Here is a 14,774-nt window from a genome sequence, read left to right on the forward strand (position 1 = left end):
TACGGCCGCGTACGCCGCCCTCCTCCAGCAGCCGGTGCGCCTCGGAGGCGCTCTCGGCCGGCAGCACCCGTGCGACGCGCAGGCTCAGAACCCCCTCCTCGGTCCGGCGGACCAACCGGTCCAACGCCGCGGTGTCGGTGGCGCCGTCGACCACCAGCACCGGATGCACGGTCACGCCGCGCTCGGCGGGCCCGTCCCAGCCGCGCACGGTCACGAGACGTCCGCCGTCGGCCACGGCGGGGACAGCCCNCTTCCCGTCGAGCACCGCGCCGTCGGCGAGACCGGGCACACCGTCGGGCGCGAGCTGCAGGAGACGATCGGCGACGTCGTCCCCGCGCTCGACCACCTCGTCGGCGCCGAGCCCACGCACGAGCTCCACGTCGGAGCCCTTCGCATCGGCGATCACGTGCAACCCGTCGGCCTTGCCCAACTGGACCGCGTACCCGCCGAAGGCCCCGGCCGCGCCGGTCACGGCCAGCGTGTCGCCGGGTGAGAGTGCGAGCGCGTCGAGGGCCAGGCGTGCGGTCATGGCGTTCATGGGCAGGGTCGCGGCGGCCGTGAGCTCCACACCCGCGGGTGCGGGCACGACCGATGCGGCGGGCACCACGATCTGCTCCGCGTAGGCGCCGTGTGCGCCCCTGGGCACCACGAGCGCGACCACCTCCTGGCCGAGGGCGAGGCGGTCGCCGACCTCGGGGCCGATCTGCTCCACGACCCCGGCTGCGTCCATGCCGGGCACGGCCGGCCCGTCGGGGCTGCCACGGGCGCCCGAACGCAGCACGGTGTCGGTGGGGTTGACCGCGGCCGCCCGCACACGGATGCGTACCTCACCGGGCCCGGCCTGCGGCTCGGGAAGGTTCAGCACCCGGAGGGCACCGGGGTTTCCTGCTTCTGTGATCCCTACAGCCTTCATGCCCGGGGCAACCCGCTCCCCCGCACGGACTATTCCACGCCGGTCACAGACGAAGTTCGAAGACCATACGGTCCACGCCGGGCCCCTCGTAGTCGGCGTGTGGTCCGGTCACAACGAACCCGATACCTCTGTGGAAGGCGATGGAACCCTCGTTCGAGGGCGAGGTCACGGCCCGGACGAGAGTTCTCCCGTCAGCACGCGCGGCGTCGGTGAAGCGACCGTACAGATCTCGTGCGAGTCCAATACGCCGGTACTCGGGTGCGACCGCGGCGAAGTGCACGTAGGAGATCTCGGGCCGGGCGGGCGAGTGGAAGCCCACCAGGAATCCGGCGAGCTCGGGGCCCTCCTCGGCCACGAGGCTGGTGTGGTGAAAATGGTCCAGGAACAGCCTCGGGAGTATGTGCGCCACCGGCTTCCCCCACCAGGTGTCGCACACCTCTCGGATACGGAGGTGATCGGCGGGGCGTGCGGCACGGACCTGTACATCGGACACGGGGTCTCCCTCCGGGGGCCGGGGAACAGGACGAAGGTACCCCGCCCCGGGTGGAGGAAACCGGTGCCTCAGGCGGGTTTGTCCGCGACGAAGACCGCGGTCCCGGGCAGCATCCGTCCCCGGATCGGCCCCCACCCGCCCCAGACCTGGGTGTTGTGCTCGGGCCACTCGGGTTCGACCATATCGGCCAGCACCAGCCCGGAGCCCGCGACGGCCCGCACCCAGTCGCCGACGGTGTGGTGGTGCTCGACGTAGACCGCGCGCCCGGAGCGGTCCTCCTCCAGGTACGGGATCCGGTCGAAATAGGACTGGGTCAGGGTGAAACCGTGCTCGGTCGGGTCGTCGGGGAACGCCCATCGCACAGGGTGGGTCACGGAGAAGGCGAGCCGCCCGCCGGGGCGCAGGACCCTCGCCGCCTCGGCCAGGGCGATCTCGGCCGAAGGCACGAACGGCAGCGCGCCGAACGAGGAGAAGACCACGTCGAAGGCGGCGTCGGCGAAGGGCAGGTACTGGGCGTCGGCCTGCACCGTGGCCAGGTCGTGGCCGGTGTCGGTATCGATACGGCGGGAGTGCTGGAGCTGGCGGTGGGAGATGTCGAAACCCACGACACGGTCCACGCCCTGTGAACGCAGCCATCGGCCGCACTGGCCGGCACCGCATCCGATCTCGAGCACCCGGGCGCCGCGGAGTGTGTCGGGGGCACCCAGCAGGTGCACCTCGTCCTCGGTGAGGCCCTCGGGGCCCCACACGAAACCGGCATCGCCGAGGAAGGCGCCGTTCTCGGCCTGGTAGGCGTCGGCGGCGGCGTCCCACCAGATGCGTCCTGCGCGGGCGCTCTCGCCGGGGCCCGCGCCACGGCGCGCGACACGGCCGGATTCGGGGTAGTCGGTCTCCTCGAGCACGCTGTCCTCCTCGACTCTCACGGGCCCGGGGCCCGTCTACTCGACCGTTGCCTGGGTGCGGGGTGCGGCCGCCCCTCCGTCGGCGGACCCACCGCCGGATCCTGTGCCGTCTCCGCCGCCGGAGCCCGTTCCGTCTGCGGCCCCCGGGTCGTCCCCGTCACCGCCGGAGGCCTCGAGTTCGCGGGCATCGCGGATTTCCCGGCGCATGAGCACGATCCATCCCACGACGGCCACGACGGCGAAGACCCACCACTGCACGGCGTAGGAGGCGCTCATCCCCGTGTCCTCCTCGTGGAGCGGGACGCGCTCGGGCGGGTTCTCGGGGACGGGTTCCTGGTCGGTGAGTTCGGCGTAGCCCCCGTAGACGTCGTAGGGCAGGACGTCGGCCAGTCCGTCGACGTCCACGATCATGAGCTGCCTCTCGGGCAGGTCGTCGCGGTTCGACAGCCCGGTGTTGGCCTCGTTCTCGGAGTAGTGCAGGCGGCCCTGGACGGTGACCTCACCGTCGGGCACCGCAGGCGGTTCGGGGGTGTCTCGGGCGCTCTCACCGCGTTGGATCCATCCGCGGTTGACCAGGAGCGCGGGCCCTTCCTCGGTGACCAGCGGGGTCAGTACGTGGAAGCCCACACCTTGGGAGCCGTCCCGGTTGCGCAACAGCACTTCGTTGTCGGTGTCCCAGGTCCCGGTGGCCTCGACGGTGCTCCAGCGGTCCTCGGGGGCGACATCGGTGCCCACGGAGGCCAGGTCCTCGACGGGCACGGGTTCAGCGGCGACGTTGTCCTGCTGCAGGTGCGCCGAGGCGCTGCGCTCCTCCCACCGGTCCAGCTGCCAGAAACCCAACCAGATGAAACTGGGCACGACCACCAGCACCAGCGCGTGGAAGGCCAGCATGCGTGAGGAGGACAGGACTTTGAACACGTCTTCGAGGTTAAGAGACGGTCGTGCCCGGTCCGCACCGGCCCCGCCGGGGGCACGCGCGCGGGCCACCGGTGGTGCTCCGGTGGCCCGCGTCATGGGGGGGGATCGGACCGGCCTCCACTGGGGAAGGGGGGAGGCCTCGGCCCGGGTCGGGAGCTCCTACTCCTCGGCGCCGACCGCGGCCTTGCGCTTGCGGGAGAAGTAGAGGCCGGGGGCANGGGCAGCTCGGACGCGGCCTCCTCGGGGGCGGGCTTGTCGTCGGACGGGGCCTCGGAGGCACCGTCGTCACCGGGCTCCTCCTTGCCGTCCTCGCTCGGCTCCTCCTCGGGGGCGGGCTTCTCGGGGTCCTCCTCGGGGGTCTCTTCCCCGCCGTCCTCAGGGGTCTCTTCCCCACCGTCCTCGGGCGGCTCCTCCTCGGAGATGGTCTCCAGGCACTGGGCCTCGGCGACGCCGAGCACGGAGATGGCGTTGCCGCAGATGTCGACGGCGGCGTCCACCGGGACGTTCACCTGGTTCCCGGCGGCCACTCCGCCCGAACCGTCGGTGGAGGAACCGCCGGAGTCCCCGTCCTCGCCCTCGTTGTCGTCGGAGGCCTGGATGACGTTGATGACGGTGGTGCACTTGGCGCTCGAGCCGCCGAGCACGGCCACGGAGTTGCCGCAGATGTCGATGGCCGCGTCCACGGGCACGTTGATCTGGTTCCCGCTCGCCACACCACCGGAACCGTCGGTGCTGAGCGTGTCGGAGGCCTCACCTCCGACCTCCTCCTCGAGTTTCTCGACGACCTCGACGCACTCGGCCTCGGACACTCCGCCGACCGCGACGGAGTTGCCGCAGGCGTCGATGGCCGCGTCGACCGGGATGAGGATCTGGTTCCCGCTCGCCACACCACCGGAACCGTCGGTCTCGGCCTGGCCGCTCGACTCGTAGAGGACCTCCGAGACCTTGGTGCACTCCGCCTGGGAGATACCGAGCACGGCCAGCGAATTGCCGCACAGGTCGGCCTCGATGTCGACGGGCACGTTGATCTGGTTGCCGCTGCCGACGCCGCCGGAACCGTCGGTGACGTTGTCGGCGTAGGCGGCGGCGATGGGTGTCACGACCAGGCCGGCCGTGAGGACCGTGGCAAAGGAGTAACGGAGCGTGTTGCGCATGGTGCTGCCTTTCGCAGGAACGAACGCAGGGGAATGTTGCCGACCACGTGGGCGGCGGGGCGGGCCTGTCACCGCGATTGGGCGGGACAGCGGGGTGACCCGCTTCGGACAGGAATGCCGGAACGACCGGATGGGCCGACCTCCGTGGCGAACTGCCGACAGACCGAAACGCTAGCAAGCCACACAGGACTCACAAGCGTTTTCAAGAAACAGGAGCCACGGCCATAAGAACTCTGCGTAGTCACTCAGACACAGTAGGAGATAAGCACAGATCAAAGCATTGCGCTTGACCACCTTTCGCACACGCTCCATAGCCGAGAGTCACAGAAAAAGAAGAAAAATGTACCTGTCAACCACACTGACGAACCCGCTAAAGACTTTAGTAGGTTCATTTTTTGTGCATCCGCAAGCGCCTCATCCCCAACGTTATGGAATGCCGGAAAAACACCAAAGGCACCGGAATGCCTGACTCGACCCACCGAACCGAGCGCCTCAGACGAGTACGCCGGAGAGGGCATCGACCCCGTGGCGGCGGGCGACACCGTCGATCTCGCGGAGCAGAGCGCGTCGGCGGGCGGCCCCGAGGTAGGAGGCGTGCACCCCGTTCGCGGCGAGCCGGACGAGCGCGGCCGCGTCCAGCCCGAGGGTGTGGGCGGTGCGGTACTCACGGGTCAGGTCGGTACCGAACATGGGCGGGTCGTCGCTGTTGAGGGTGACGAGCAGACCGGCGTCGAGCATGGACGGCAGCGGGTGCTCCTCGATCCGGTCGACGGCGCGAGTGCACACGTTGGAGGTGGGGCTGACGTCGACAGGGATCTGCTCGTCGACGAGGCGGGCGACGAGCTCGGGGTCCTGCAGGGCGTCGATCCCGTGGCCGATGCGTTCGGCCCGCAGGGCGTCGAGCGCCTCGTGGACCCGGATGGGCCCGCCCTGTTCCCCGGCGTGCGGCAGGCTGGCCAACCCGGCGGCTCGGGCACGGCCGAACACGTGGGTGTACTGCTCCAGGGGTGTCTCGACACCGCCGACCCCGAAGCCCACGACACTGGGCGGGCCGTGCTCGAGGGTGGCGGCGATCGTGCGCTCGGCGGCCTCGACACCGAAGTCGGCGGGAAAGTCGGGGATCCACCGCAGCTGGACCCCGAGGTCGCGTTCGGCCTCCAGACGGGCACGTTCGATGCCCGCGAAGACGGTGGCGGCCGGAACCCCGCGCACGAGATGGGCGTAGAGGCTCACGTGCACCTCGGCGTAGCGGACGTTGTGCCGGGCGAGGTCGCGGGCCACGACCGAGGCGAGCAGGGCGAAGTCGTCCTCGTCGCGCAGGGTGCGCACCGACGCGAGGTAGACGTCGGCGAAATGGGGGAAGTCTGTGAAGGCGTACCAGTCGCGCAGCGCCTCGAGGCTGGTGGGTACATCGGTGAGGCCGTGGGCGGTGGCGAGTTCGAAGAAGACCTCGGGCGGCATCGAGCCCTCGAGGTGGACGTGCAGTTCCACCTTGGGCAGGTCGCGGACGAGGGCGTCGACGTCGGTCGGTGCGAGTAGGGAGTCCATGCAGCGAGCGTACGAGTCGCGGCACCCCTCCCTCACCTTTTCCGGGGCAGCCTGACAGCGATGTGTCAGGACTGTTCGCACGCCCCCGAGCAAGCCGGACCACCGCGGTTCCGGTCAGGTGTGAGCCGAAACCGCAGACATAAATGGACACTGGCCACATATGCCACATGCAGCCATGGCGGAACAGAACACCGACACCCTTCTCCGACCTCGCAACACACTTGCGCTGCACCGGGTGGGAGCGACCCCGGCCGGCTTTCAGGAACGAAACTCAATTTTCCCGGAACCAGGTGATTCCGGAAAGGCATCATAGGTTTCGTGACGACAAATTCCCGAAGCTCAACACCACCGTGGAACCACCGGACCACCGGTTCCACCCGCGGCCACGGCAAGCGCCCCATCCGCGGCAAGGACGGTCTCGCCCACGCCGAGCTCGGCTTCGCACAGGCGCCCCTGCGACGCCTGCCCGCGCAGCAGCGCAGCATGCTCCGGGTCCAGCGCATGCTGGACTGCTGCGCCGAGCTCCTCGACGAGGTCGGCTACGCCAACCTGTCCACCACACGCATCGCCGAACGCGCCGGGGTCGCCATCGGCTCGGTGTACCAGTTCTTCCCGGACAAGAAGGCCATCACCCAGGCCCTCGGGCTACGCTTCCTCGACCAGTTCGCCGCCCGGATCGCCGACCGGCTCTCCGGTGGGGCCCACAACGACTGGATCGGGGCCATCGACGCCGTCGTCGACGAGTACGTGGACATGCACCGCACGGTCACCGGGTTCCGCAGCCTCCACTTCGGCGACATCGTCGACCCCCATCTCCTGGACCGCGGGGCCGACAACAACCGGGTCATCTCGGTGCGCCTGCGCCGGATCATCGTCTCCCACAACGGCCTGACCGACGGCGAAGAGCTCGACCGGGCCGTCCACGTGTCCGTGGAGGCCGCCGACGCCGTGCTCAAGCTGGCCTTCCGCCACGACCCCGAGGGCGACCCCGACCTCATCGCCGAGGCCAAACGCCTGGTCCTCAGCTACCTGTCCCGATTCTCCGATCCCGACGGAGGCGACGACCCGTGGTGACCGACGACCGTGCCCCGGCGCGGCCGATCACCGGCACCGCAGCCGGGGTCCCCTACCTCGCTCTACCTCCCGCGACCGGCCCGGACCCCGCCCCGCTCGTCCTGGGGCTGCACGCCTTCGAACCGCCCCGCAGCGAGGCCGCGCTCGCCGGCGCCCTGCCCATGGCCTCACTACCGGCCTGGCGGGTGTACCTGGGCCTGCCCCTGTTCGGCGCACGCCTGCCCGAGGGCGGAGTCGCCGAGATCAATCGGCGCGGCGAACGCGACTACCTCGTGGAGCTCTTCGGCCCGGTCGTGGAAGAGGCCGCGGCCGAACTCACCCGGGCCGAGACCGACCTGCGCTCCACTCTGCCCATCACCGAGTCACGCACCGGTCTCGTCGGGGTAGGCGCGGGCGGATCCGCCGCTCTGCTCGCCCTGGCCGAGGACCGCCTGCCCGTGGGCGCCGCCGCCGTCGTCAACCCGGTCCTGGACCCCGCCCCCGTCCTGGCCACCCGTGAACAGCGCACCGGAGAGCCCTACACCTGGCACGAACAGGCCCGCCGCACCCGTACCTGGCTCGACTTCCCCGACCGCGCCCCGGAAGTCGCCCGGAACCACACACCCCTGCTCATGGTCAACGGCGGACGCGACGAGGTCATCACCCCCCGAACCGGACACCACATGCACGAGGCCCTGCTCCCCTGGATGCCCGAACATGCGCTGCATCACATAGTGGTCCCGGACCTGGCCCACGTGATCGGCCCCGAACCCGGGCTGAGGCCGCCACCTCCGACCCCCGCAGGGGTCCTGGCCGATCGGGCCCTCACCGAGTGGTTCCACCGTTTCCTCACTATTTCCCCGCAGGTCCGGGCACGATCGGACACCTAGGCCCCCACTGCCGGTACGGTCGGGGCCACCGCGCCACGCAACCGGCCCCCGCCACCCACGCACCCGGCACACCGACGCACGCGGCCCCGATCCCGCGGACCGCCACGCCTCCGCCGGTCCGTATTCCATGGGATCATCCAGGGACGGCCGTGAAGCGGCCCTCATCAGACAGTTCCGACTCATCCCTCAGGAGGGCGAACCACGTGACGGAACCGGCACCGGTCTTTGCCAGCGGGGTCGACAACGAACGCCTGAACGCGCAACTCCGTTTCCTCCTGGAGGCGGACAAACTCAAGCGTGTCCTGCGCAAGAACCTGCTGGTGGACGGATCCCGCCGCGAGAACTCCGCCGAACATTCCTGGCACCTGACCCTGTTCGCCCGTACCTTCGCCGAGTACGCACCCGAGGGCACCGACATCGACCGTGTCACCGAGATGCTCGTCCTGCACGACATCGTCGAGATCGACGCGGGCGACACCTTCGCCTTCGACAGGGCCGACGCCGAGACCCAGGCCGCGCGAGAGCGGGAGGCCGCCGGGCGCATCTTCCCCTTGCTGCCCGAGGACCAGGCACAACGCGCCCACGAGCTGTGGGAGGAGTTCGAGGCACAGCAGACCCCCGAGGCCCGCTTCGCGCGTGCGGTGGACCGCCTGCACCCCATGGTCGCCAACTGGCACAACGAGGGCGGTACCTGGACACGCTTCGGGGTCCCCCGCGCCGAGGTCCTGAAGAAGGTCAAGCTCATCACCGAGGGCTCCGACGCCCTCGGTGCCTATGCCACCGCCCTGATCGACGACGCCGGCCGGCGCGGTTACTTCACCTCCTGAGGGCCGGCCCGGGGTCAGACCCGGCCCATGAGGAGCTGCACGGCCGCCGCCAGACCCACGATCACCACACACACCCGCAGTGCGGTCGGGCTCAGTTTCCGGCCGAACCGCGCCCCCAGGTAGCCGCCGGTGATCGCACCGGCGGCGATCAGGCCGACCACCGGCCACGCCGGGGAGGCCAGAACGATGTAGAACACCGCGGCGGTGGTGTTGGCGATCGTGGTCAGGAAGTTCTTCAGGGCGTTGATGCGCTGCAGGTCGTCATCGATCGCCATGCCGAGCATGCTCAGCAGGATGATCCCCTGGGCCGCCGCGAAATAGCCCCCGTAGGTGCCCGCACCGTAGGCGCCCAGCGGCAGCAGCGCACCGCCGTCCCGGCGGCTGGGCCGGCGTGCACGCGCCCACGCGGTGATGCGCGGCTGGAGGATGATCAACACGCACGCCAGGCCGATCATGAACGGCACCACGGACTCGAACACACCCGGCGGCAACGAGACGAGCAGCAGCGCACCGGTCACCGCACCCAGGAAAGACATCACGCCCAACCGCAGCGCCCGGGCCCGCTGTCCGGCCAACTCCCGCCGGTAGGCCCACGTGCCGCTGAAACTGCCCGGCGCCAGGCCGATACTGTTGGAGACCGTCGCCACCACGGGCGGGTACCCCAACGCCAGAAGCACCGGGAAGGTGAAGAGCGTACCGGAGCCCGCCACCGCGTTGATGCCCCCCGCGGCCATACCGGCCAAGAGGATCAGCGCCGCTTCCCACAGTTCCATGCGCGCCAGCCTTTCCCGCACGTGCCGCCCCCGACCCCCGAGAGCGGCAACAGACTACGAAAAGCAGTCATCGGGTCCTCGGACCGGGTCCGGGCAGAGCGCCACCGACCGGGCCCGGAACGGAAAGCGCCCCCTCACCCTGCCGCTGCACGGATGAGGGGGCGCTGTCGTCCCACGGCGCCGGGGCTCAGTTGGGTTCCTTGACGACCTCGTCCTTGAGCCGTTCGAAGGCGCTGCCGACCCCCTGCAGCGCCTGGCCCATCTCGGCGGGCACGATCCACACCTTGTTCGCGTCGCCCCGGGCGATCTCCGGCAGCTTCTGCAGGTAGTGGTAGGCGAGCACGTCCGGGTCGACCCGGCTGGTGTGCAGCGCCTTGAAGACCATGTGGATGGCGTCGGCCTCACCGCGCGCCCGGGCGGTCTGCGCCTTGGCGTCGGCGGCCGCGGTCAGCTCCACCGCATCGGCCTGTCCGCGGGCCTTCAGGACCGCGGACTGCTGTTCACCCTCGGCGCGCAGCACCGCGGACTGCTTCTCACCCTCGGCGCTGAGCAACTGCGCGCGCTTCTCGCGGTCGGCGCGCATCTGCATCTCCATCGCCTCCTGCACGGAGGAGGGCGGTTCGATGCCCTTGAGCTCGATCCGGCTGATCTCGATGCCCCAGTTGGAGGTGGCCTCGTCCAACACCGACTTGAGTTCGCGGTTGATCTCGTCGCGGGAAGTGAGCGTGCCCTCGAGATTCATCCCGCCGATGACGTTGCGCAGCGTCGCCAGGGTGAGCTGCTCGACGGCCTGGATGAAGTTCGCGACCTCATAGGTGGCCCGGTAGGCGTCCACGACCCGGATGTAGACGGCGGAGTCGACCTCGACGGCGAGATTGTCCTCGGTGATGGCCGACTGCGGCGGGAAACTGACGACCTGGACCCTGCGGTCGATCCGTTCACGGACGTGGTCCACACCGGGGATGACGACGTTGAAACCCGAGCTGAGGGTCCGGTGGAACTTCCCGAAGCGCTCGACGACGTCCTCCATCGAGTGCGGAACGATGCGCACACTACGCCAGAAGATGACCAGGAGGACGGCTACAAAAAGCGCAACGATGATGATCGAGGTCATGCGCGACCCCCGTGATCGTGCCGAGGGTCGAGGGGCGAGGGCGACATCTGGGCGGCTCCGGTGGTCTCCTGGCGGGGATGCAGGTGCTGGGGGTGCGGACCACGCATGTCCGGCCCCGCCGAGCCGATGATTCATCGGCGCGCCGGAATGGAGCGATCCGCTCACCGGTCGTCGACGTTACCCCATGAATGAACCAGTGAGCCATATATGGACCACAATTGCGGTTTTGGACAATAGATTTTCTACATTGTCCCGTTCCCTATCCACGAAGGGCCAGGCGGGACCTCTCCCACCCGGCCCTGAAGCCTCGGTCTCAGGCCGCCCGCGCGGTCCAGCGCTCACCGTCGCGTTCGACTTTGAGGGTGAGTCCGAAAGTCTCCGAAAGCAGTCCGGGGGTCAGGACCTCCTCCAGCGGTCCGGCCGCCACCGCCCTGCCCTCACGCAGCAGCAACGCGTGCGTGAAACCGGCAGGGATCTCCTCGACATGGTGGGAGACGACCACGAGGGAGGGTGAGTCCTCGTTCACGGCCAGCTTGCCCAGACGGCGCACCAGGTCCTCGCGCCCGCCCAGGTCCAGACCGGCCGCCGGCTCGTCCAGGAGCAACAGCTCGGGGTCGGACATCAGGGCACGCGCGATGAGGACACGCTTGCGCTCACCCTCGGAGAGGGTGTGGAAGGTGCGATCGGCCAGGCCGCCCACGCCCCAGTGCCCGAGCAGCGACCGTGCGCGGCCCAGGTCGGGGCTGTCGTACTCCTCGCGGAACCGGCCCACGAACCCGTAGGCGGCGCTGACCACCAGGTCCAGAGCGGTCGTGCCCTCCTCCACGCGTGCGGCCACCGCGGCACCCGCGTAACCCACCATGGCGCGCAGTTCGAAGACGTCGACCTCGCCCACACGTTCGTCGAGCACCTCCACCCGGCCCTCGGTGGGGTGCAGCTGCGTGTGGGCCACGCTCAGAAGCGTGGTCTTGCCGGCACCGTTGGGTCCCAGTACCGCCCAACGCTCACCCTCGCGGACCGACCATTCGATGCCGCTGAGCAGCTCCGCCTTCCCACGCCGGACCGTGACCCCGTCCAGGCCAAGCACTCGCCCGTCCATAGTCCTCCTTCACGTCACGTCCCACGCAGGTGCACGGGCCGCCCTACCCTGAAGCAATGCAATTGACGTCCGCACCACTCGTCGCCTGGGGCAACGCCTGGATCACCGGACACGTCGGGCTGGACGACGCCGTCGACGCGGTCGAGCGTCGCAGTGGCCCCAACCTGATCGGGACAGTACCCGCAAGCGATCTACCGTTCGACAGCGACGTCCCGCTGAGAGCGGCCCTGATACAGCTGCGTGGCCTGGGCTTGTCCGCGTTCCGCCTGGCACTGCCCACCTGGGGAGACCCCTTGGGTCTCGTCGGGCCCAAGGAACTCAATCAGGCCGCCATCGAAGCCGGCGAGGGGGTCCTGGTGCAGCTCACCGATCAGCAGGTGGGTCTGGTGCCCTCCGCAGACCGGCGCGGTTCATCCTATGTCGGTGTTTCCTGGGCCCCGTACCGGGCCGAGGACACTCGGCCCCAGGTCCCTTCCCTGCCCGAGGCCGAGAGCGAGATGAAGGTCACGCTCGTGCAGGTCACACAGGCCCTGGAAGAGGTCGACGACATGTCCTCCTTCGCCCCGGCCGTGCACCGGGAGCTCGGTGGCGCGGGCTCCCGGAGCTCTCCTCCTCTCGCCCACGGGTACCCGCCCCGCGCCCACCGGGTCGCCACCCAGGCCGAACGCCTCGCGAAGGTCGTCCGTCTGGCCGATCCCGCCGGCGCGAGGGGCCTCAACGCCCACCAGATGAACACACGGGTGGACGCACTGCGCCGTCTGGACACGTCAGTGCGCAGGGCCATCGTCGCCGCGCACGCCGCCGCACTGCAGCCCCGAGGACCCGGGTGATCCGTCCGGCCGGCGCCCCTTTCCCGGGGCCCGGTCCTGTAGGACCCTGGGAAGGAGGGGAGAGGACCTCCGGGTTGTTCCAGGGGTGATACCTGATCCACTCGCCGAAGAGGAAGGACGATACTGGGGACGTGGCCGAGGAAGGCATTCCCCGAACACAGGAGCCAGAGGAGACCCGCCATCATGCAGCCCGAGCACATTCGAGCCTCAGACACCGACCGTGACCAGGTCACCGAACGGCTGCGCGAAGCCCTGGCAGAAGGCCGTCTCACCCCCACCGAACACGAAGAGCGCCTCGACGCCCTCTACAAGGCCAAGACCCTCGGCGAGCTCGCTCCCATCACCGAGGACCTTCCCGGCTCCGCGGGCCCCGGCTTCCTCTCCTCCTCCCACCCTTCCGCCTTCGCCGAACCGAACAGCATGGAGGTCCTCGGCAGTGAGGCCCGCGACCTCGCCGGACAGAGCAAAGGATCGGAGAACATCGTCGCGGTCTTCGGTGGCTGCGACCGCAAGGGCCGGTGGCTGGTCGAGCCCCGCACGAACGTGTCGGTGCTGTGCGGCGGAGTGGAACTGGATCTGCGCGAGGCCGTACTGAGCCAGCACGAGGTGACCGTACAACTCGCCGTCATCATGGGCGGGGTCGACATCACCGTGCCCAACGGGGTGCGTGTGATCAACAACACCTCAGCGATTCTGGGCGGCGCTGAGCTGCACAACACCGACCAGGTGGTCGACCCCAATGCTCCGGTGATCCGACTCACGGGAACCTGCATGCTCGGCGGTGTGGACGTCAAGGCGAAGGGCCCCAAGCGCAAGAAGGGCCGTAAACAGGCCTGATCCTCCCTCTGACCTGTGACAGTCCACATAGTGAAATACCTGGTGGTAGGGGGTCCCTGCACACAGCCACCATGCGCGCCCGGAGTACCGTGGATAACGCCATGAATGATGATTCCACGTTGTTGGTGACGGTGACCGGACACGATCGTCCGGGCATCAGCGCACGCTTGTTGAGCACTCTCTCCGTCTTTCCCGTGACCGTCGTCGACCTCGAGCAGGTCGTCCTGGCCGGACGCCTGGTCCTGGGCACGGTCATCGACGTGGACGAGGGGGTCGCCCCCGGTGTGAGCCGGGGCCGAGTCTTCGAGGAGATCCGTACAGCCCTGGACAAAACCGCGATCGACCTCGACATGGAGGTCGAGTACTCCGCGGGCAACGGCCGAGTGAAGGGCGTGGGGGGCGATCGTCTCCGCGTGACCGTCCTCGCCGCACCTCTGCGCCCGGGCGCCCTGGGCGCACTCACCTCGTGTGTGGCCCGCGCGGGTTCCAACATCGACCGCATCGAACGCCTCTCCGGGTACCCGGTCACCTCCGTCGAGATGGAAATCTCCGGTGGTGACACCGAACAGCTCCGTGCCGAGCTGGCCATGGAGGCCTCCACCCAGGGTGTGGACGTCGCGGTCCAGGCCAGCGGCCTGCACCGGCGCGGCAAGCACCTCATCGTGATGGACGTGGACTCCACCCTGATCCAAGGGGAAGTCATCGAGCTGTTGGCCGCACATGCGGGCTGCGCCGACGAGGTCGCCCGGGTCACCGAGGAGGCCATGCGCGGCGAGCTGGACTTCGAGGAGTCGCTGCGCCGCCGCGTCGCCCTGCTGGAAGGGCTGGACACCTCCGCCATGGACCGGGTCCGGGACGACATCCAACTGACGCCGGGCGCACGCACCCTCGTGCGCACACTCAAGCGCATCGGGTACGAGTGCGGCATCGTCAGCGGCGGTTTCACCCAGATCACCGACGGGCTCGTCGAGTCGTTGGGTCTGGACTACTCCGCCGCGAACACTCTGGAGGTCGTCGACGGCAAGCTCACCGGAAAGCTGGTGGGCCCGATCATCGACCGCAAGGGCAAGGCGGTCACCCTGGAGCAGTTCGCCACGGAAGCCGGCGTTCCGCTGAGCCAGACCGTGGCGATCGGTGACGGCGCCAACGACCTGGACATGCTGCAAGCCGCTGGACTCGGGGTCGCCTTCAACGCGAAGCCGGTCGTGCGGCAGCAGGCCGACACCGCAGTCAACGTGCCGTACCTGGACACGATCGCCTACATTCTCGGGGTCACCCGTGAGGAGATCGAGGAGGCCGACCTGAACGACGGCCACCTCGACTAGGTTTTCCGTTCCGAAAGAGGGCCGCGCCGACGCGCGGCCCTCTTTTTGATGCCTGGGAATGGTTTTTCACATGTTCACAAGCCTGGGCGCAAAAAAAG

At 69.2% G+C, this 14,774-nt stretch carries 14 protein-coding genes and 1 pseudogene; 6 read left to right on the forward strand and 9 right to left on the reverse strand.

Features of this window, described 5'->3' with window-relative positions:
- The 6 genes and pseudogenes from D473_RS0123215 to add form a co-directional block, all read right to left on the reverse strand.
- Window positions 1–913: NADP-dependent oxidoreductase (locus D473_RS0123215; RefSeq protein WP_026127240.1), on the reverse strand; the 913-nt coding region annotated here is incomplete at its 3' end.
- A 43-nt stretch (window positions 914–956) separates the two neighbouring features.
- Window positions 957–1,406, reverse strand: coding sequence for a GNAT family N-acetyltransferase (locus D473_RS0123220; RefSeq protein ID WP_017611434.1), 450 nt, complete (start codon window positions 1,404–1,406; stop codon window positions 957–959).
- Between the two features lie 68 nt (window positions 1,407–1,474).
- Entirely contained in the window at window positions 1,475–2,308 is an 834-nt protein-coding gene (locus tag D473_RS0123225; protein WP_017611435.1) for a class I SAM-dependent methyltransferase, read from the reverse strand.
- Window positions 2,309–2,344: 36 nt separating this feature from the next.
- A complete protein-coding gene (locus tag D473_RS0123230; protein WP_017611436.1) occupies window positions 2,345–3,226 on the reverse strand; it encodes an SURF1 family cytochrome oxidase biogenesis protein in 882 nt (293 codons plus the stop codon).
- Window positions 3,227–3,385: 159 nt separating this feature from the next.
- Window positions 3,386–4,380 (reverse strand): annotated as a pseudogene (locus tag D473_RS0123235) (chaplin family protein).
- Between the two features lie 492 nt (window positions 4,381–4,872).
- Complete coding sequence (gene add, locus D473_RS0123240; protein ID WP_017611438.1) at window positions 4,873–5,928, reverse strand: adenosine deaminase; 1,056 nt, start codon at window positions 5,926–5,928, stop codon at window positions 4,873–4,875.
- Between the two features lie 483 nt (window positions 5,929–6,411).
- Between add and D473_RS0123245 the strand changes: the two genes are divergently transcribed.
- The 3 genes from D473_RS0123245 (at window position 6,412) to D473_RS0123255 (ending at window position 8,698) form a co-directional block, all read left to right on the forward strand.
- A complete protein-coding gene (locus D473_RS0123245) occupies window positions 6,412–7,002 on the forward strand; it encodes a TetR/AcrR family transcriptional regulator (RefSeq protein ID WP_026127241.1) in 591 nt (196 codons plus the stop codon).
- Window positions 6,996–7,871, forward strand: a complete 876-nt coding sequence (locus tag D473_RS0123250) for an alpha/beta hydrolase family protein (protein ID WP_017611440.1) — start codon at window positions 6,996–6,998, stop codon at window positions 7,869–7,871. Before D473_RS0123245 ends, D473_RS0123250 begins: the two co-directional genes overlap by 7 nt.
- Before the next feature lie 203 nt (window positions 7,872–8,074).
- Complete coding sequence (locus tag D473_RS0123255; protein ID WP_017611441.1) at window positions 8,075–8,698, forward strand: HD domain-containing protein; 624 nt, start codon at window positions 8,075–8,077, stop codon at window positions 8,696–8,698.
- A 14-nt stretch (window positions 8,699–8,712) separates the two neighbouring features.
- Here D473_RS0123255 and D473_RS0123260 read toward each other — a convergent pair whose 3' ends face one another.
- From D473_RS0123260 to D473_RS0123270, 3 genes are all read right to left on the reverse strand, one after another.
- Window positions 8,713–9,471: a sulfite exporter TauE/SafE family protein gene (locus tag D473_RS0123260; RefSeq protein ID WP_017611442.1), complete on the reverse strand. Its 759-nt coding sequence runs from the start codon at window positions 9,469–9,471 to the stop codon at window positions 8,713–8,715.
- A 187-nt stretch (window positions 9,472–9,658) separates the two neighbouring features.
- Window positions 9,659–10,585: an SPFH domain-containing protein gene (locus tag D473_RS0123265; RefSeq protein WP_017611443.1), complete on the reverse strand. Its 927-nt coding sequence runs from the start codon at window positions 10,583–10,585 to the stop codon at window positions 9,659–9,661.
- A 313-nt stretch (window positions 10,586–10,898) separates the two neighbouring features.
- Window positions 10,899–11,684, reverse strand: coding sequence for an ABC transporter ATP-binding protein (locus tag D473_RS0123270; RefSeq protein WP_017611444.1), 786 nt, complete (start codon window positions 11,682–11,684; stop codon window positions 10,899–10,901).
- A gap of 56 nt (window positions 11,685–11,740) precedes the next feature.
- On the opposite strand from D473_RS0123270, the gene D473_RS0123275 reads away from it, so the two are divergent.
- From D473_RS0123275 to serB, 3 genes are all read left to right on the forward strand, one after another.
- Window positions 11,741–12,514 (forward strand): hypothetical protein, encoded by a 774-nt coding sequence (locus tag D473_RS0123275; protein WP_026127242.1) that lies wholly within the window; start codon window positions 11,741–11,743, stop codon window positions 12,512–12,514.
- Between the two features lie 183 nt (window positions 12,515–12,697).
- The gene (locus D473_RS0123280; RefSeq protein ID WP_017611446.1) at window positions 12,698–13,351 is read left to right on the forward strand and encodes a DUF1707 SHOCT-like domain-containing protein; all 654 of its coding nucleotides are present in this window, start codon (window positions 12,698–12,700) and stop codon (window positions 13,349–13,351) included.
- A gap of 101 nt (window positions 13,352–13,452) precedes the next feature.
- A complete protein-coding gene (gene serB, locus D473_RS0123285; RefSeq protein ID WP_017611447.1) occupies window positions 13,453–14,676 on the forward strand; it encodes a phosphoserine phosphatase SerB in 1,224 nt (407 codons plus the stop codon).
- The last annotated feature ends 98 nt before the right edge of the window (window positions 14,677–14,774 follow it).

It is taken from the genome of Nocardiopsis xinjiangensis YIM 90004 (assembly GCF_000341145.1).
GTDB classification, from domain to species: Bacteria; Actinomycetota; Actinomycetes; order Streptosporangiales; family Streptosporangiaceae; genus Nocardiopsis; species Nocardiopsis xinjiangensis.

Excerpts from the sequence above, each read along its gene's own strand:
- D473_RS0123280 (WP_017611446.1), top strand. The coding sequence starts at position 12,698 with ATGCAGCCCGAGCACATTCGAGCCTCAGACACCGACCGTGACCAGGTC.
- add (WP_017611438.1), bottom strand. The coding sequence starts at position 5,928 with ATGGACTCCCTACTCGCACCGACCGACGTCGACGCCCTCGTCCGCGAC.
- D473_RS0123270 (WP_017611444.1), bottom strand. The coding sequence starts at position 11,684 with ATGGACGGGCGAGTGCTTGGCCTGGACGGGGTCACGGTCCGGCGTGGG.
- D473_RS0123245 (WP_026127241.1), top strand. The coding sequence starts at position 6,412 with ATGCTCCGGGTCCAGCGCATGCTGGACTGCTGCGCCGAGCTCCTCGAC.
- D473_RS0123275 (WP_026127242.1), top strand. The coding sequence starts at position 11,741 with ATGCAATTGACGTCCGCACCACTCGTCGCCTGGGGCAACGCCTGGATC.
- D473_RS0123265 (WP_017611443.1), bottom strand. The coding sequence starts at position 10,585 with ATGACCTCGATCATCATCGTTGCGCTTTTTGTAGCCGTCCTCCTGGTC.
- D473_RS0123260 (WP_017611442.1), bottom strand. The coding sequence starts at position 9,471 with ATGGAACTGTGGGAAGCGGCGCTGATCCTCTTGGCCGGTATGGCCGCG.
- serB (WP_017611447.1), top strand. The coding sequence starts at position 13,453 with ATGAATGATGATTCCACGTTGTTGGTGACGGTGACCGGACACGATCGT.